The organism is Rhizobium mongolense subsp. loessense (assembly GCF_900099775.1).
Classification (GTDB): Bacteria; Pseudomonadota; Alphaproteobacteria; order Rhizobiales; family Rhizobiaceae; genus Rhizobium; species Rhizobium loessense.
This window is the reverse complement of record NZ_FMTM01000001.1, coordinates 946,799-963,506: the sequence shown is the minus strand read 5'-3', so window position 1 is coordinate 963,506 and position 16,708 is coordinate 946,799. Positions and strand designations below refer to the sequence as shown.

18 protein-coding genes, 1 tRNA gene and 1 riboswitch are annotated in these 16,708 nt (G+C 60.2%); of the genes, 9 read left to right on the top strand and 10 right to left on the bottom strand.

Annotation, left to right across the window (positions count from 1 at the left end):
- Window positions 1–4 precede the first annotated feature (4 nt).
- Window positions 5–1,000: an Hsp33 family molecular chaperone gene (locus tag BLP23_RS04775; RefSeq protein WP_092583738.1), complete on the top strand. Its 996-nt coding sequence runs from the start codon at window positions 5–7 to the stop codon at window positions 998–1,000.
- Here BLP23_RS04775 and apaG read toward each other — a convergent pair whose 3' ends face one another.
- Both apaG and BLP23_RS04765 read right to left on the bottom strand, forming a co-directional pair.
- On the bottom strand, window positions 1,001–1,393 hold the full coding sequence (gene apaG / locus BLP23_RS04770; protein ID WP_022713591.1) for a Co2+/Mg2+ efflux protein ApaG: 393 nt from the start codon (window positions 1,391–1,393) through the stop codon (window positions 1,001–1,003).
- A 222-nt stretch (window positions 1,394–1,615) separates the two neighbouring features.
- Window positions 1,616–2,800, bottom strand: a complete 1,185-nt coding sequence (locus BLP23_RS04765) for an O-succinylhomoserine sulfhydrylase (protein WP_092583737.1) — start codon at window positions 2,798–2,800, stop codon at window positions 1,616–1,618.
- A gap of 46 nt (window positions 2,801–2,846) precedes the next feature.
- Window positions 2,847–2,925: riboswitch (SAM riboswitch) on the bottom strand.
- A 73-nt stretch (window positions 2,926–2,998) separates the two neighbouring features.
- Between BLP23_RS04765 and BLP23_RS04760 the strand changes: the two genes are divergently transcribed.
- Together BLP23_RS04760 and BLP23_RS04755 are read left to right on the top strand one after the other, a co-directional pair.
- Window positions 2,999–4,093 (top strand): 2'-deoxycytidine 5'-triphosphate deaminase, encoded by a 1,095-nt coding sequence (locus BLP23_RS04760; RefSeq protein WP_167363828.1) that lies wholly within the window; start codon window positions 2,999–3,001, stop codon window positions 4,091–4,093.
- Window positions 4,094–4,137: 44 nt separating this feature from the next.
- Window positions 4,138–4,211: transfer RNA gene (locus BLP23_RS04755), tRNA-Gly, on the top strand.
- A gap of 61 nt (window positions 4,212–4,272) precedes the next feature.
- Here the strand turns inward: BLP23_RS04755 and BLP23_RS04750 are convergent.
- Window positions 4,273–6,270: a methyl-accepting chemotaxis protein gene (locus BLP23_RS04750; protein ID WP_092584274.1), complete on the bottom strand. Its 1,998-nt coding sequence runs from the start codon at window positions 6,268–6,270 to the stop codon at window positions 4,273–4,275.
- A 684-nt stretch (window positions 6,271–6,954) separates the two neighbouring features.
- On the opposite strand from BLP23_RS04750, the gene BLP23_RS04745 reads away from it, so the two are divergent.
- Window positions 6,955–7,824, top strand: a complete 870-nt coding sequence (locus BLP23_RS04745) for a transporter substrate-binding domain-containing protein (protein ID WP_092584273.1) — start codon at window positions 6,955–6,957, stop codon at window positions 7,822–7,824.
- Here BLP23_RS04745 and BLP23_RS04740 read toward each other — a convergent pair.
- The 5 genes from BLP23_RS04740 to BLP23_RS04720 form a co-directional block, all read right to left on the bottom strand.
- Complete coding sequence (locus BLP23_RS04740) at window positions 7,821–8,234, bottom strand: tellurite resistance TerB family protein (protein ID WP_092583735.1); 414 nt, start codon at window positions 8,232–8,234, stop codon at window positions 7,821–7,823. The genes BLP23_RS04745 and BLP23_RS04740 overlap by 4 nt on opposite strands.
- Window positions 8,235–8,296: 62 nt before the next feature.
- A complete protein-coding gene (locus BLP23_RS04735; protein WP_092583734.1) occupies window positions 8,297–9,037 on the bottom strand; it encodes a hypothetical protein in 741 nt (246 codons plus the stop codon).
- Between the two features lie 11 nt (window positions 9,038–9,048).
- Complete coding sequence (locus BLP23_RS04730; RefSeq protein ID WP_092583733.1) at window positions 9,049–9,714, bottom strand: S24 family peptidase; 666 nt, start codon at window positions 9,712–9,714, stop codon at window positions 9,049–9,051.
- A 103-nt stretch (window positions 9,715–9,817) separates the two neighbouring features.
- Window positions 9,818–10,465: a response regulator gene (locus BLP23_RS04725; RefSeq protein WP_022713601.1), complete on the bottom strand. Its 648-nt coding sequence runs from the start codon at window positions 10,463–10,465 to the stop codon at window positions 9,818–9,820.
- 90 nt (window positions 10,466–10,555) lie between these two features.
- The gene (locus BLP23_RS04720; protein WP_092583732.1) at window positions 10,556–10,954 is read right to left on the bottom strand and encodes a hypothetical protein; all 399 of its coding nucleotides are present in this window, start codon (window positions 10,952–10,954) and stop codon (window positions 10,556–10,558) included.
- 119 nt (window positions 10,955–11,073) lie between these two features.
- Here BLP23_RS04720 and BLP23_RS04715 point away from each other — a divergent pair, with 119 nt between their 5' ends.
- Genes BLP23_RS04715 through BLP23_RS35050 form a run of 3 tightly spaced genes read left to right on the top strand, consistent with a single transcriptional unit; the run spans window position 11,074 to window position 12,851 of the window.
- A complete protein-coding gene (locus BLP23_RS04715) occupies window positions 11,074–11,427 on the top strand; it encodes a DUF952 domain-containing protein (protein ID WP_092583731.1) in 354 nt (117 codons plus the stop codon).
- Window positions 11,424–12,515, top strand: a complete 1,092-nt coding sequence (locus tag BLP23_RS04710) for a quinone-dependent dihydroorotate dehydrogenase (RefSeq protein ID WP_092583730.1) — start codon at window positions 11,424–11,426, stop codon at window positions 12,513–12,515. The genes BLP23_RS04715 and BLP23_RS04710 overlap by 4 nt, the downstream gene beginning before the upstream one ends.
- Window positions 12,516–12,533: 18 nt before the next feature.
- Window positions 12,534–12,851 (top strand): hypothetical protein, encoded by a 318-nt coding sequence (locus BLP23_RS35050; RefSeq protein WP_092583729.1) that lies wholly within the window; start codon window positions 12,534–12,536, stop codon window positions 12,849–12,851.
- Window positions 12,852–13,091: 240 nt separating this feature from the next.
- On the opposite strand, the gene BLP23_RS04700 is transcribed toward BLP23_RS35050, so the two are convergent.
- Window positions 13,092–13,712: an FMN-dependent NADH-azoreductase gene (locus BLP23_RS04700; protein WP_092583728.1), complete on the bottom strand. Its 621-nt coding sequence runs from the start codon at window positions 13,710–13,712 to the stop codon at window positions 13,092–13,094.
- A 328-nt stretch (window positions 13,713–14,040) separates the two neighbouring features.
- Here BLP23_RS04700 and BLP23_RS04695 point away from each other — a divergent pair, with 328 nt between their 5' ends.
- Complete coding sequence (locus tag BLP23_RS04695) at window positions 14,041–14,649, top strand: TetR/AcrR family transcriptional regulator (protein WP_092583727.1); 609 nt, start codon at window positions 14,041–14,043, stop codon at window positions 14,647–14,649.
- A 118-nt stretch (window positions 14,650–14,767) separates the two neighbouring features.
- Here the strand turns inward: BLP23_RS04695 and BLP23_RS04690 are convergent, their stop codons facing one another.
- Complete coding sequence (locus tag BLP23_RS04690) at window positions 14,768–15,433, bottom strand: TetR/AcrR family transcriptional regulator (protein WP_092583726.1); 666 nt, start codon at window positions 15,431–15,433, stop codon at window positions 14,768–14,770.
- A gap of 568 nt (window positions 15,434–16,001) precedes the next feature.
- Between BLP23_RS04690 and BLP23_RS04685 the strand changes: the two genes are divergently transcribed.
- Window positions 16,002–16,595 carry a Pycsar system effector family protein gene (locus tag BLP23_RS04685; protein ID WP_092583725.1) on the top strand — a complete coding sequence of 198 codons (594 nt, stop codon included), beginning with the start codon at window positions 16,002–16,004 and terminating at the stop codon, window positions 16,593–16,595.
- The last annotated feature ends 113 nt before the right edge of the window (window positions 16,596–16,708 follow it).

Genomic DNA, 16,708 nt, shown 5'->3' with positions numbered 1-16,708 from the left:
GACCATGGCAGAAACCGCAAGTGCTCTCGGCGAGTTCAATTTCGCCGGTGATGATCACGTTGTCCCGTTCCAGGTAGAGGGCCTCGATGTGCGCGGCCGCGCCGTCCAGCTCGGTCCCATGCTGGATGCGATCCTCGAGCGCCATCACTATCCGGCACCCGTTGCGCGGCTGCTCGCCGAAGTCATTGTGCTGACGGTGCTTCTCGGGACGTCGCTCAAGTTCGAAGGCAAGTTCACGGTGCAGACCAAGGGCGATGGCCCTGTCGATCTCCTCGTCGCTGATTTCTCGACGCCGGAGAACGTGCGTGCCTATGCCCGCTTCGATCAGGCCCTGCTCGACAAGGCAGTCGCTGCCGGCCAAACCGAGCCGGAACAGCTTCTTGGCAAGGGCGTACTGGCTTTCACCATCGACCAGGGCAAGTTCAGTCAGCCCTATCAGGGCATCGTCGCGCTGGACGGCACCTCGCTTGAGGATATTGCCGGCACATATTTCCGTCAGTCGGAGCAGATCCCGACGCGCGTCCGGCTGGCTGCCGCCGAATTGTTTGACCGCGACGAGGCGGGTAAGCCGCGCCACCGCTGGCGCGCCGGCGGTCTCGTTGCGCAGTTCTTGCCGGAAGCGCCGGAGCGCATGCGCCAGCCAGACCTCCACGGCGGCGACGGCGATAACGCCGCGCTGGCACACAAGGAAGACGACGCCTGGACCGAAGCGCGCGCGTTGGTCGACACCATCGATGCGGACGAACTGACGGATCCGCAGGTTGGAATCGAACGCCTGCTCTTTCGCCTCTTCCACGAGCGTGGCGTGCGTGTTTTCAGTACCCGGGCAGTTTTCGACCGCTGCAGCTGCTCGCGCGATAAGATCAAGAATGTGCTGAAGGGCTTTTCGGACGACGAGATCGACGCCAGCCAGGAGAATGGCGAGATTGCCGTTACCTGCGAATTCTGTTCCACGACCTACCGGTTCGAGGTCGTGGAAGTCGCATCGGCTGCTGAATGATCAATTCAGCACCCTGAGCAGCCCGGGAGAATCCAGCGAGAAGGCGGGAATTTCGACATCGAAAAGCTCACCGTCCTCCGTTTCCATCTGGTAATGCCCGAACATGAGGCCGGAAGGCGTATCGAGCGGACAGCCGGACGAGTATTCGTAGGTATCGCCGGGTTCCAGCCGGGGCTGCTCGCCGACGACCCCAGGACCGGTCACCTCGTCCACCAGACCGTTCTGATCGGTGATGTTCCAGTAGCGATTGATGAGCCGTACTGTCAGGTCCGAATTATTGCTGATCACGATCCGGTAGCCCCAGACATAGCGATCATCATCCGGATCGGATTGCTCCTCCAGATAAAAGGGCTCGACGACAACTTCGATATCTCGTGTGAGGGCGCGGTACATGCCTTACACCATAGCTAAGATATGTTACCCGTATCTTATACAGCGCTCGATCCGTCAAGAAACGGCACATGCATCATCCTTCAAACCGCGAAGATTGCACGTCGTTTCGAACATTAATCCTAATTTTCGAAGTTAATTCCCGTATTAAAGCAAAGCTCTTGCGCCATTTCTTAGGTGGAGCGTGCGGCCGGACCGGCAAGGTCCGGCCGTCGCTATTGCAGGTCAGGACTTAACCTTTGAAAGAGCCTGAGCGAAATCTTCGACCAGGTCTTCGGCATCCTCGATGCCGAGCGAAAGGCGAACGGTGCCGGGGGAAATGCCTAGTTCCGCGCGGGCGTCATCGCTCAGGTTCTTGTGCGTCGTCGTTGCCGGATGCGTGATCAGGCTCTTGGAATCGCCGAGATTGTTCGAGATTTTGATGATATCGAGCGCATTCTGCAACGCGAAGGCTGCTTCCTTCCCGCCCTTCAGCTCGAATGCGACGAGCGTCGAGCCGCCGGACATCTGCTTGGCGATGATATCGGCCTGCGGATGATCCTTGCGGCCCGGATAGATCACCTTTGCCACCTGCTTCTGTTCGGCAAGGAAGTCCGCGATCCTGGCGGCACTCGCCGTCTGCTGCTTGACGCGCAGCGGCAGCGTTTCGATGCCCTTCAGAAGCGTCCAGGCATTGAACGGCGACATGGCCGGACCCGTATGGCGGAAGTAGTCGTGCAGGTTTTCGTCGATCCATTGCTTGTCGGAAAGCACCACGCCGCCGAGGCAGCGGCCCTGGCCGTCGATATGCTTGGTCGCGGAATAGACGACGACATGCGCGCCGAGTTCCAGGGGCTTCTGGAAGAGGGGTGTTGCGAAGACGTTGTCGACGACCACCTTGGCGCCGATCTGGTCGGCGAGCTTGGCAACGCCTGCGATGTCGATCACTTCCAGCGTCGGGTTCGTCGGGCTTTCGAGGAAGAAGACTTTCGTCGCCGGGCGGATCGCCTTCTCCCAGTTTTCGAGATAGCGGCCGTCGATGAGTGTGCATTCGATGCCGTATTTCGGCGCAAGCGTTTCGACCACCCACCGGCAGGAGCCGAAGAGCGCGCGGGCTGCCACGATATGGTCGCCGGCCTTCAACTGGCAGAGGATCGCCGCGGTGACGGCAGCCATGCCGGAAGCGGTGGCGCGGGCGTCTTCGGCGCCTTCGAGCGCACACATCCGCTTTTCGAACATATCGTTGGTCGGGCTTCCGTATCGGGCATAGATGAAGCCGTCCGTCTCACCCTTGAAGCGGGCTTCCGCCGCTTCAGAGGAATCATAGACGAAACCTTGCGTCAGAAAGATCGCTTCCGAAGTCTCGCCATATTGCGAGCGCAGCGTCCCTTCGTGAACGAGTTGGGTTGCCGGGCGCCAAGTCTTGCTCATGCCATCACCACCTTCAAACAACAAAAAAACCGGCCGCAAAAGCAGACCGGTTTCATACCCGGTCTTTTTAGCCACTTCTTTAACGTGGCTGCAAGCCGACCGGCCAAATCACCACGGGATAAAGCTGCAATACTGCTGTTAGCTTCTTGCGTCAATTCCTTGAGTTTGGTTTTGTCTGAGGCAAATTATGGATGGAGCATGATGGCTCGCGAAACTGGAATCTTGGCCGACCGCGCAATTGCTGCGCTGTTTGAAACGGGCCGCCTTACGAGTGAGCGGGAGCTGGATCGCGATCAGATCCAGCCGGCAAGCCTGGACCTGCGCCTGGGGGCCAAGGCGTTCCGCGTCCGGGCAAGTTTCATGCCAGGCCCCTCGCATCTCGTTGCCGACAAGCTCGACCGGCTGAGCCTGCACGTCATCGACCTCTCCGAAGGAGCCGTGCTCGAAACGGGTTGCGTCTATATCGTGCCCCTCATGGAGCGGCTCGATCTTCCGGCTGAAATGTCTGCCTCGGCCAACCCGAAGAGCTCGACCGGCCGCCTCGACATCTTCACCCGTGTCATTACTGATTACGCGCAGGAATTCGACAAGATTCCGACCGGTTATTCTGGCCCGCTCTATCTGGAAATCAGCCCGCGCACGTTCCCCGTCGTCGTGCGCCGCGGCTCGCGCCTCTCGCAGATCCGCTTCCGCGTCGGGCATTCGATTCTCGGCGAGCCGGAATTGCAGGCGCTGCATGATGCGGAAACGCTGGTTGCAAGCTCCAAGCCGAACGTTTCGGGCGGCGGCATTGCGCTGTCGATCGACCTGGCAGGCGACAAGGATGGCCTGATCGGCTACCGCGGCAAGCATCACACGGCCGTCGTCGATGTCGATAAGAAGGCTGAGCACGATATATTCGATTTCTGGGAGCCGCTTTACAGCCGCGGCCGCAACGAACTGATCCTCGATCCGGACGAGTTCTATATCCTCGTTTCGCGCGAGGCCGTGCACGTTCCGCCGCACTACGCAGCCGAAATGACGCCCTTCGATCCGCTCGTCGGCGAGTTTCGCGTGCACTACGCCGGCTTCTTCGATCCAGGCTTCGGCCACGCGCCTGCCGGCGGCATGGGCAGCCGCGCCGTTCTCGAAGTCCGCAGCCATGAGGTGCCCTTCATCCTCGAGGACGGCCAGATCGTCGGCCGCCTGGTTTACGAGCACATGCTGGAGAAACCCGAAAGCCTTTATGGTTCCGGCCTTGGATCGAACTACCAGGCCCAGGGCCTGAAACTCTCGAAGCACTTCCGCATCTGAGAGCCTTGACACCGCCACCCATCTGTTGGAAGGCTTCCGTGATCGCGGGTGTAGCTCAATGGTAGAGCAGCAGCTTCCCAAGCTGAATACGAGGGTTCGATTCCCTTCACCCGCTCCAGCTGCTTTCGTTTCACAGGTGGGACGCCTATAAGCGAGTGGGCGGCTCTAGCCGCCCGTTCTCAAAATTCTGTCCAATCGGCTTCCTTGTTTTGTGAAGCGTTGTTAATGCCAAATGCGCCGGCAAGCTTCTGGCCAAGTGCGTGTGCAGGCGAAGCGGCGGGCCGCGTGCTCACTGTCGCCACGCGGATTGCGGATTTTGATACCGGCGCCGAACGGGTCGCAGCAGGCCGTGCTGGTGCTTGCGGCATCGGACGTGCCGCTGCGATGAAGCTATCCGTTCCGCTCAGCTTGAATTGGCCGAGCAGTTCGTTCAGCGCGGCGGCCTCCGTTGCCAGGCTGTGACTTGCCGCCGTGCTCTCTTCGACCATGGCGGCATTCTGTTGCGTGCCCTGGTCCATGGTGTTCACGGCCGTATTGATTTCCTGCAAGCCTGTCGATTGCTCGCGGGAAGCCTCCGCGATCGCGTGGACGTGCTGGTTGATCTCCTGCACCTCATGAACGATGGTGTCGAGCGCCTTACCCGTTTCGCCGACAAGGGCAACGCCGGTCTGGACATGTGTGCCGGAATTGATGATCAGCGACTTGATCTCCCTTGCCGCATTCGCCGAACGCTGCGCCAGTTCCCGCACTTCCTGAGCGACGACCGCAAAGCCCTTGCCCGCTTCGCCCGCACGAGCTGCCTCCACGCCGGCATTCAGGGCCAGCAGATTCGTCTGGAAGGCGATGTCGTCGATCACGCCGATGATATTGCTGATCTCGGCCGAGGACTGCGAGATCTGCTGCATCGCCTTGACGGCATTGCGGACGACTTCGCCGGACTTCTCGGCGCCTGCGCGGGTGCGGGCAACGAGTTCGCTTGCTTCCTGCGCGCGGCGGGCGGCGTCCTTTACAGTCGTTGTGATCTGTTCCAGCGCGGCAGCGGTTTCCTCCACGGAGGCGGCCTGCTGCTCCGTGCGCTTCGAAAGTTCGTCGGCCGATGAACGGATTTCATTCGCCCCCATGCCGATCGCCCGGGCATTGGCGCCGACGGTGCACATCGCCTCGTTCAGCTTTTCGACCGAATGGTTGAAGTCGTGGCGCAATCCATCGAGATGTTCTGCGAACGGGACATCGATATGCGAGGCAAGATCGCCCGATGCGAGACGGCGCAGCCCGTCGCCGAGCGCCTCTGCCGCGCCGGACAATTCCGCCGCTTCGCGAGCCTTCTGGGCTTCGCGCTCGCGGCGTTCGCCATCGGTCAGGTTGCGATCGACTTCCGCCTGAGCTTCGAGCTTAATGCGCTCAATCGCACTGTTGCGGAAAACTTCGAGCGCTTCGGCCATCTGGCCCACTTCGTCGCGGCGTTCGAGGCCCGGCACATCGCTGTCGGTTTCGCCTTCGGCAAGGCGTGTCATTCGCTCACGAAGCTTCGCCATCGGCGAGGTGATGCCGGCCTGTGCGATGACGATGCCGAGCGCGATGGCGCCGATGACGGCCGCCGCAATTATCGCAAGGCAGAGATTGATGCGCTCATTGACGCGTGCCGAAACAGCGTCCCCGCCATCGTTGAGCATTGACATCAAGGCATCGTTATTCGCCGTCATCTTCGGGGTCAGTACGGTGAGCTTGGCGTTCAGCTGATCGGCCGCAATCTGGGCTCCGGCACTGTCGCTTGCCTTGCTCATTTCGGCAACCTTGCCTGAAATCGTTTCTATTTCGGCGATTCCGCTGAGAATATCGTCTATCGCCGGCTTGCGGCCGGGTACCAGAACGGCCGCCTCTTTAAGACGGTCCCGCGCTTGCGGCAGCTTGCTCGGTGTGGAAAGCGCGGTATGGAAAGCGGGCGTGCCCGCCTTCAGGCTCGCCAGCCTCGTGGTCTGCAGCACGGCGGCGACGACAGACGCGCTGGCGCGCGCACCTTGCATGGCCGCCAATGCTTCATGGTCGATGAAGGTGCTGTATGTCGCATCCGCATGACGGAACTCGGTGATGACGTAGATCAAACCGCTGATGGCGATCACCCCCAGAAGCATGAGGATGGACATGATCTTGGTTCGAATTTTCAGGTTCTTCAGCAGTGTTCGCATGGAAAATATCCGCTTTCTTAGGCCTTCTGCTTGCCCGTATTCTCGAAAATCGATGGTTCGAAACTCGGCATGGAGCTGCGGCATGTTCGAAATGATCTGGTGAGGGCTCGACGTCCGCGTCATGCAGCCGGCTGAAAAAAGCCGTCGTCTTCTGCGGCATAAGAATCGATATTGCTTAACGGTGGCCTAACGTTCAAAGCCGATCCCCAGCAATTCGAGGCGCGCATTCCTTGAACGCTACCGACGATTTCCTATGCTGGATTTTTGCTCGGAGTATGAGGCGTCCCGCAAGAAGGGTTCGTCCGGAGCTGCGAGCACGGCTCGCCAGGCGGCGGCGAGCATGAGCCAGCCTGAGCGGCGCCTGATCCATCGCAGCCAGGTCGCCTGTTTGCCGCTGTCTATCTTCATTTCGCCCGAAGCAGAATGAAGAGGGTATGGCTCCAGAAAATGTTGAAGAAACCGGTGCCGACAGGATCGGCTAGGCGAAATGAGGAGGCCGATCTCGGCATGCGCCTTTAGCCGCCCGGATATTCGTTGCCCGAGGATACCCATCCGCCGCACCTCGATCTCACCGTTGCCATCGTCGAGACGGTGCGGCCTAGCGCATATTCCCCGAAACGCATGACTCTGATACACGATCACCGAGCGATGATGCCCCGACCCCACGAGCCGGATATGAGACAATCTTTCCTCGCCTCTACAAGGTTTGTTTTTTTAACCTTACTGCAATTAGTAGCTGCATTATCTGCCGCACCTGGCTTTGCGCAGCAGACGCAGCCGTCACTGCCGCTGCTTTTTGATGCCCGCGAACGACTTGCCAAGCCGGACCTTTCGTCGCTCGTCCGCCTCCGTTTTCTCACCTCCCTCGACTTCCCGCCTTTCAACTTTACCGATCAGAACGGCAAGCTGGCGGGTTTTAATATCGATTTGGCCCGCGAGATCTGCGATGAACTGGAAGTTGCTGCAAAATGCGAGATCCAGGCGCTTCCCTTCGCCGATCTCAAGGAAGCGCTTGCCGCCTCCCAGGGCGATGCCGTCATTGCGGGACTGGCCGTAACCGCGGACTTGCGAAAGCAGTTTACCTTTACCCGTCCCTACCTCATGCTACCGGCCCGCTTTGTGCGCAATGCGAAGGCAGAGATCGGCGGGACTACCGCCGCATCGCTCTCCGGACGTCCGGTCGGCGTCGTCAAGACGACGGTCCATGAGGCCATGCTTGCCGCCTTTTTTCCGGCAATAAAAGCCGTGCCTTTCGATAACAAGGAAGCGATGCTTACTGCGCTGAAGGATGGCAAGGTGGATGCCGCCTTTGCCGATGCCCTGCAACTGTCCTTCTGGGTTTCCTCCCAGGCGTCAGCAAAATGCTGTGCGCTCTTCGACGGCCCTTATCTGTCGGAGCAGTTTCTTGGGGAAGGCATGACGATCATGCTTCGCCAGAACGACGGCATATTGACCGCTGCGTTGGACCATGCGCTTGCAACGCTTTCCAGAAACGGCCGCCTGCAGGAAATCTATTTGCGTTATTTCCCTTACGGGCTCTATTAACCCCTGCGGAAGCGGGCGATCGCACTGCGTTCGATGGCAGCGCAGGTGAGCTTGTCGAGTTCCAGCCTGTCGCGGAGCATACTGAGCAACCGAAGCTCCTCGGCCTTGACCGAAAGGTCGGCGGAGGCGACTTCGACGGCAAGTGCATAGGCGGTGTCGTAGAGCCGCGAAGGCAGCGTGTCCTTTACCGTTTCTAAAACGACATCGAGGCCTTCCGGTCCGGCCAGCAGCGATGCGCAGTCGCGGGCAATCGAAATCAGCTTGTCGTCGTCGAAATCGTTGAAGACCGGCAGAAAGCCGATCAGCTGGCCGATGCGCTCCATTTCCCGGTCGTTCATCGTGCTGTCGACAGCGGATGCCATCACCATCACGTAAATCAGCGCGTCATGGGCGGAAAGCGGCTTGTTCATTCGGTCATTCCCTCTGCTTCGGCAGGAGTTTAGGAATTGCCGTGCGCCATTACAAGGGATCGCTAGATCGGATCGAGAGTATTGTCTGGCGGCGGTCCGGGCGGTAGCGTCAGCGGCGCGCCTTTGCGCGGATCCTCGCCATAGACGCCTTTCTTCTCCGCTTTGGCTTTCGCACCGGCTTCGGCCAGTGCCGATCCGGCGGCCGCATCCGCCCAGCCGTTTTCGACGAGCCATTCGGAAAGGTCCTGCGCACCGATCTTGCAGGAGGCGGTGGTGAGACCGGTCCAGTTGGCGTCCTCCAGATCGCAGGTGACCGAGCGCAGCCGCAGAAAGAGCCGGAAATTCGTCTTCGCCAGCATGCCGCAAGGCCATTCGTTCCCATCCGGTTCTTTGCAGACCTTGTCGGCCTGTGTCGGGACGATACCGGCAAGGCGCAGCTTCCTGTTTCCGAAGGCGAGAATGCCTGCACTCTCGGCGACCGGCCTCGGCAATGTCGCGGCTTTCTGCGGCTCAGGCTTTGGCTTTTCAGGCTCGGCCGTAGCAACCCGTTCCAGCGGCTTGCCATCGGCCTGCGCTGGATAAAATCGGCTCGCTTCGTCAACCGACCGCGCGCGCATGCTGATCTTTGGATCGGGAAGGGCAAGCGGCGGCTTTGGAGTCTCCTTGGATTCGGCAGTTGTGACGGGTTCTTCGCTCGCGGTTGCCGCCGCGTCCGGCCCGGCAAACCGCTCCCTGCCAGCCGCCAGCATCCCGGCGACGATTGTTATTCCCGCAACAGCTGTCAGAAGTGCTGCAGGCCGCATGGAAGATTTTCCTATTGGCTGGCCCAGATAATGCGCGCGATCCAATCCACATCGGAAAGCTCGATCGTCCGGTTCGGATGTTCGGGATTGAGAGACATCAGTTCGATGGAGCGCGGGCTCTGGCGCAGCAGGACTTTTGCCATCACCTCGCCCTCGCGCGTCTTGACGACGACGCGATCGTTGCGGCGCACCTGCGCGCCCGGCTCGACGATCAGCACGTCGCCGTCGCGATAAAGCGGCATCATGCTGTCACCCTGCACTTCGAGCGCATAGACGCCAGCCTTCTGTGAGGGGGCGGCTGGAAATTCCACCACATCCCATCCTTGGCCTGCGGGGAAACCGCCGTCGTCGAAAAAGCCGCCCGCACCGGCCTGTGCGAAGCCGAGCAGGGGAATGGAGCTTGCCTGCGGCGGCAATGCGCCATCCGGCAGCCCGGACAAGCTGTTTGCCGGCCGCATGAAACCCATGAACTGCTCCATTGTGGCGCCTGTGGCATCGAGTACCTTGGCAATCGATTCCGTCGAAGGCCAGCGCAGGCGGCCATCGGCAGATAGCCGCTTGGATTTGTTGAAGGAGGTGGGGTCGAGACCGGCCCGGCGTGCAAGTCCAGACGGCGTCAGGTCATGCCGTTCGGCAAGCCTGTCGATCGCTGCCCAAATCTGCTCGTGTGACAGCATCTTGCCTGATCCTGCGCCCGGCGCCGCTCTCCAATTGGCAGGAAGACTAACGCTAGGCTTTCTCATAGTAAAGGAAAAAGAGGAATAAAATCCTGTCCTGGAGTCAGGCGACCATCGCCATGTTGATCTTGCCGAGCTGGATGACGGCCTGCGTCCGGCTGTCGACGTTGAGCTTCAGGAGGATGGCTGAGACATGCGCCTTGATCGTCGCTTCGGAAACGCCGAGTTCGTAGGCGATCTGTTTGTTGAGCAGACCTTCACCGAGCATGGTAAGGACGCGGCTTTGCTGCGGCGTCAGCGTGTGCAGGCGGTGAATGAGATCGGCTACGTCCGGATCCTGTTCATGGCCGTCGCGATAATTCTCCGGCGTCGCAATGTCGCCGGCAAGCACCGTCTGGATGCTGCTGCGGATATCTTCGATGCCGGACGATTTGGAAATGAAGCCGGAAGCGCCGAGTTCCAGCGCGCGGCGGATTGTCGTCGCGTCGTCGGTTGCGGAAATGATGACGATCGGCAGGCTGGCGAATTCGGCACGCAGAGCCATCAGCCCGGAAAAGCCGCTGACGCCCGGCATGGCAAGATCGAGAAGCATGATATCGGCGTCCGGATGATCGGTTGCGGCAGCACGCGCGGCCGAGAAATCGCCGGCTTCCACGATCGCGTGCTGCCCCTCCATGCCGGTCACGGCCTGGCGCAGCGCATCCCGGAAAAGCGGATGGTCGTCCGCAATGATGATCGTCTGTTCCTGCATCGAAAACTCCCTCCCAAGAGCTCGATTTCATCCCCTCATGTGCGAGGCTTCGCGACACACATGCCTTCCGCTTCATATTACTACATCAAATCAGGTCTTCTGCGGAAGAGGCGCGGACTTTTCTTCCTCTTGGAATTGCTTCACCATGCCCATGAAGCTTTTCATCATTCGCTCCATGATGCTGATCGAGCGGTCGATCTCGGCATCGGTGGGCAGCGCCTTGTTGACGATGCTCTTGTTTTCGAGCGCAGTCACGCGGTCGGAAAGCCGGTCGAGTTCGTCGTCATAGGCTGCGCGCTCGTCCGCCGCCATGCGGCATACCAGCGAACCGTCCTTTTCCTCGCAAAGCGCCATCGCGCCCGTTTGCTTGTCGAGGCGGACGAAATGGTCGCCGCTTCGCTCGAGCTGGAAGCGCGCCGGGTCCGGCTCGGCCGCGAGCGCTGTCAGCGGCAGAAGAATTGCGGCAATCCCGATTGCGATCGTCTTCATGATATGATCCTCCGGATTTCTGTTGCGGCTATCCTGTTTTTGATGGGGGAGCCGTGGACATCGCCGTTCCTTTCCGGCAAAGCGCTCACCAACAGCATCAGCCATTGCATGAGGCCATCATGAGCGTGACACCCGTCGTTTACAAGATCGTGACCGAGGCTCTCTGGCAAGAAGCCAGGCAAAGCGGCGTTTTTCGCGGCGCAGGCATCGACCTTAAGGACAATTTCATTCATCTTTCGACGGAAAAGCAGGTGCGGCAGACCGTGGCGCTGTTTTTCGCAGGCCAGCCGGGTCTGCTGCTCGTTGCCATTGATGGCGGCAAGCTCGGCGACAAGCTGATCTTCGAGCCTTCCAGGGACGGCGATCTTTTCCCGCATCTTTATGCCGAACTGCCGCTTTCGGCAGTTATCTGGGAAAGGCCGCTGCCGCTCGATGATGCCGGACAGCATATCTTCCCGGAACTCCTGTCATGATTGGCGCCTTCAAGCACACGGCCCGCAAGGGGCTCTTCCTCTTCGATCCCGAAACGGCGCACGGCATGTCAATCGCTGCGCTGAAATCCGGCCTGGTTCCCGCCTGCCGTATTTCTCCCGATCCGCGGCTGGTGCAGACGGTCGCCGGCCTCACCTTCGAAAATCCGCTCGGCATGGCAGCCGGTTACGACAAGAATGCCGACGTGCCGGAGGCCCTCTTGAAGCTCGGTTTCGGCTTCACCGAGATCGGCACGGTGACGCCCAAGCCGCAATCAGGCAATCCGCGGCCGCGCATCTTCCGCCTGGTGGACGACGAAGGGGTTATCAACCGCCTTGGCTTCAACAACGAGGGCCATGACGCGGCCTTCCGGCGCCTGTCGGCGATCCGCGGCCAAGGCATTATCGGCGTCAACATCGGCGCCAACAAGGACAGCGAAGACCGCATCGGCGACTATGTGGCCGGCATCCGCCGCTTCTATTCGGTGGCGCGCTATTTCACCGCCAACATCTCCTCGCCGAATACGCCGGGCCTGCGTGACCTGCAGGCACGCGAGAGCCTGGCCGCTCTTCTGACCGCCGTGCTTGCCGCCCGCGATGAAGAGGCCGCGAGATCGGGCCGGAAAATCCCGCTCTTCCTCAAGATTGCGCCCGATCTCACCGAGGAGGGCATGGACGATATCGCCGCCGAAGCGCTCTCCCATGGGCTGGAGGGCCTGATCGTCTCGAACACGACGCTCGCCCGCGACGGTCTGAAGGATCAGCTGCAGGCTAAGGAAGCGGGCGGTCTTTCCGGCAAGCCGCTTTTCGAGAAGTCGACCGCGGTTCTCGCGAAAATGCGCAAGCGCGTAGGCGCAGCGCTCCCGATCATCGGCGTCGGCGGCGTCTCCTCGGCGGAGACGGCGCTGGAAAAGATCAGGGCAGGGGCCGATCTGGTGCAGCTTTATTCCGGCATGGTCTATGAGGGTCCGGGTCTTCCGGGCGAGATCGTGCGCGGCCTTTCAAAGCTCCTCGACCGTGAGCAGGTCTCGTCGATCCGCGAACTGCGAGACACGCGCGCTGATCACTGGGCGACCCGAAGCCTCGGATAGGCCCGCCGCTTTGCCAGCATGGACCAGGAAGAAGCCGCGAAGAGCTGGAAGGCGTACATCGACAGACACGGCCCGCAAGGTGCGGATCAGAATGTCAAGATTGAGCGCGAAGAGACCCGCCAGTCAATGCTGCGAGAAGATTTCCGCGCGACTTGGCCGATCGGCGGCTTTGCACCTTCTGAGAACGGGGAAGGGCCGGCCAGCGCACCGGCCGTCACGCCCACCATCGTGTCCCGGGCCACGCCGGCCGTTGGTCAGCACCTGCAGGAAAAACACGATTCCGCCTTGCCAGCGCCCGAGCACGAAACCGGGGATCGCGTAGTTCGCGAGAGCTGAAGGGGCGGCAAGGATCCGGATGGCGAAATAGATGCACGTTAGCTGCGCGACCGCCGATTCTGGCCACATGAACTTGAGCCCGGCCGAAATGAACAGGGATCAGCTTTCGATTGACAGCGATGGCTGCCTTGGGGCGAGGTGCTCGGATCCTTCCTTTGAGCTCGGCAAACTCGTCGCCGCCTTCACGGAGGCACGCTTGGATTTTCCGGTTATATTCGCCACCCCGACGGCAATATGGACTTATGCTATCTCTAGGGTGGCAACCTGTGCCTCTGCCTTCGTCAGGGACGACTTTCGCTGCTCGGAACTTACGTTGACCCCGTCGGCAGCGATGACCTCAGGATTGGCGATGCCGATGAAAGCCAGCACGCTCTTCAGATAGCTCAGCGTGTGCTCGAAGTTCTCGGCTGGTGAGCCCGGTCCGTAGAAGCCGCCGCGCGCCAACGCTATGATGACGCGCTTGTTGCCCACCAAGCCTTCGGGTCCCTTTTCGGTGTACCGGAAGGTCTTGCCGGGGACCGCGATGCGATCGATCCACGCTTTGAGTTGGCTAGGCACGCTCAAGTTATACTGGGCTACGCCGAGAACGACTGTGTCGGCTGCTAGAAACTCTTCCAGAACGGCTTCGCCAAGCGCAAGGTCGGCCTGAAGTGCGGCATCGTGGCCGGCTTTCAAGCCTCCCCTGACCACGGCCGTGTAGCTGCCCGAGAGGTGCGGGATGGGCTGAGCTGCAAGGTCTCGGTAGACCAAGTCAATGGTCGGATCGAGACTCTTGAGCCGTGCGACCACTGCCGCCGAAAGCGCGCGGCTGACGGAGTTTCCGCCGAGAATGCTGGAATCGAGATGCAGAAGGGATGGCATCGATGAACCTCACATTTGGGATTAGCAGGGATGAAAATGAACGAGCCGGGAGCCTCGATCGATCTCAAAGTGAGATAAAAGTCATTTCGACGATATAGTCAAGATGGTATATGGTATTCGCCTAAAATGGGCTCGCGCCCGCTTTCGATGGCCTCAACGGGTGAGAGAGCTAATTTTCAGAACGGCTCGGCCGGCGGCATTTCTCGATTAAAATGTTCGCCCCTACGGGAGGGGTGGAGCGAGTCAAGGCCAACCCGCAATTGCGCTATAAAGTCAAAACGACTATATAGTCATAACGACCCGAGTGGTTTGCGGAACAGGTTGACGAATGGCGAAGATAAATCTGGAGCGCAGGGCGAAGATCGGGCGCGAAAGGCGGGCGAAGACGCGCGCGCAAATCGTCGAAGCGGGAGCGATGTTGCTTGCGGAAGGGCCTACCAAGGCCCTCACGGTGGATGCCGTTGCAGAGGCAGCAGGGGTCGCCAAGGGGACTTTCTACTATCACTTCCAGAACATTGAGGAGTTGGTTGCTGCGGTAAGCGTGCAACTCGGCCAGAGCTTCGACGACGTGCTGACGCCCGCCCGGACCGAGCTGCGGGACCCGATCGCGCGCCTGTCCTTCGCCTTCACGCAATCCCTGGAAAAAGCGATTTCAGATACCGGCTGGGCGCGGCTGGTAGTCCAGACGTCGAAAACCCCGAACGAGTTCGGCCGCAGTGTTCGCGACAATCTCAAAGCCGAGATTGCCGAGGCGATTGCCCAAGGGCGCGTGACAGTGCAGGACCCGGAGCTGGCTGCCGACATTTTCGTGGGAATTTGGCTGCAGGTGACACGTGGCATTCTCGAGCGAGTCGCCCCACCTGAATTGTCCAACCAGGCTCTTGAGGCGGCACTTCGGGCCATCGGGGGTGCCCAACTTAAGAGCCGGAGTCTATGAGGATTCTGGTGAAGCTGTCCGTGTCGGCATGATGGAGTGCGGACTATGCTACGCGCCGCCGGGTTTGCCCTCGCAAAACAGTCCGAAAACGCGAAGTTTGGTCCGCACCGTATACTCGTTACTTCGTCGAGCTTCGAGAGGAGCTTTCCAACATAGGAGCGGCTGGCAAGCGCACGAGCACCGACTTTGCCTCCTCAGCATTGAGGCCGATCGCGCGCAGCATCGCGCCGATGGCCGCCTCACGGTCGAGCGAGGACAGCCTGCCTTCGCCGAGCGCGCGCAGGATCTGGAGCATGATCCCCACGACAATCTCCATTTTCAGCTCCGCAGACACTCCGTCGTCCGGCAACGCCTTCGAGAACTGCTGCAGGTCTTCGAACAGGCGGCGGCGGGCCATCTCGCCACCCTTCGGAGCCACCGCCGCCAGTCTTGCGACGACACTGGCCCATCGAGGGTCGTTGAGAGCCTTGTCGATGAACGAACAACACCCGAAGGCAATCCTTAGAGCAGGCTCGGCGAGGGAGACCCGGCCCGGCTGCAGCAGTTCGTCGAAGGAATGCACCAGTTCTTCGGCAACCGCTGCGGTCACTGCCTCCAGGCTGTCGAAATGAACGTAGAAGGTTCCCTTGGCGACGCCGGCCTCCTTGACGACGTCATCCACTGTAACAGATTCCACCGCCTGCCTAGCAAACAGCGAATTGGCAGCAGCAATAAGCTGCGCGCGAGTTCTCGCGCGCTTTTCGCGCCCGATTTCGGCGCGTCGGATCGGATTGACTTTGGCCATGGTACAGACAACCTCAAACTGGATCATGCAAATAGGTCATATTGACCAGAATGTCCAGTTACGAACCGATGCGCCGCTGTGAGCCAAACCCGGCGCCGTCTACGCAAACGCACTGCGTCATATTTCATCCGCGACCACCATCATTCGAAGACTACGGATGCTGGTGGCAGGCTGGTCCGTGAGAGCTTCGGCCATGTTTTTTGCCTGCACAAATGCACGACGTTCATATTGACAATATAGTCGAGTTGACTTATTAGTCATATTGAGATGGAGGCCACTCAACAGGCCGGGCTTCCTATTGATCAAACCCCTACAACCTCGATCCTTTCGAGCGGAGGCTTTCATGCGCCCGTCATCCGGTCAGTTCCTTTGTGTCTGTGTTGCCAGCCTTTGTCTCTCTGGCCGTTGCGAAGTCGGCGGGCTTGCAGTGGCGGCCACTCTCACCCTGGTCTTCCTACCGGCCTTCTATGTCGCCGTGAATCACTTCCGGGAGACGGGCGAGCCGGCGACAGATCCTGGTCGGCTCGCGGCGCCTTCTCTCGCACTCCTGCACTGAGGGAGCAGAGCCATGCCGGAGATCCAAACGTCTCTCCTTGACCGCTTTCTTCGATCGGATGCCCCGATCTACGCTGCGCCAGGTGAGAACAAGCGCGACTATGTAGACAAGATGCTGCTTGCCGCGTTGCAGGAAGCGCAAGTGACGGCGCGCTCCTATGACACAAAAGCGCAGATCGTTGGCGCCGGCTATATCCTGGCGCTCAATCTGGTGCTGCACTTCGGCGATCTCCTGCCGACACGTGCACCGCTCGGCCCCCTGTTCTACGCCGTGGTCTGGGGTGTCGTCATTCTGCCGATCCTGCAGTTCGGGCACGTGCTCTATCCGAGCCGGACTCGCGCGGAAAAGGAACTGCTCGCAAAAACCTCGGGTGCTTCCCATCAGCGCGTCTACTATGTCGATCCCGACACTTTCGCCGATCTCCAAGATCTAGTCCAACAGGCCCTGAGGTCCGACTGGACCTCGGTGCTCGGCGCCGAATTGCTCAAGACATCTCGCGTCAGGATCATCAAGCAATTGCGCTTTCGGCGGGGCCTTATGATGGCAGTCGTGTCTTTCATCGTCCTCGGCGGCGAGCAATTTATTCGAAGCCTCGCCATCGCCTGACAAGGAGCGGCAGGCGGGGACGAGCATCTGCGGTGATAGGTCCCGCGTGGCTCGGGATCGATGACACGAGCATAGTGAATTCATCATCATGCCATCGGCGTCGAGCGCCATGA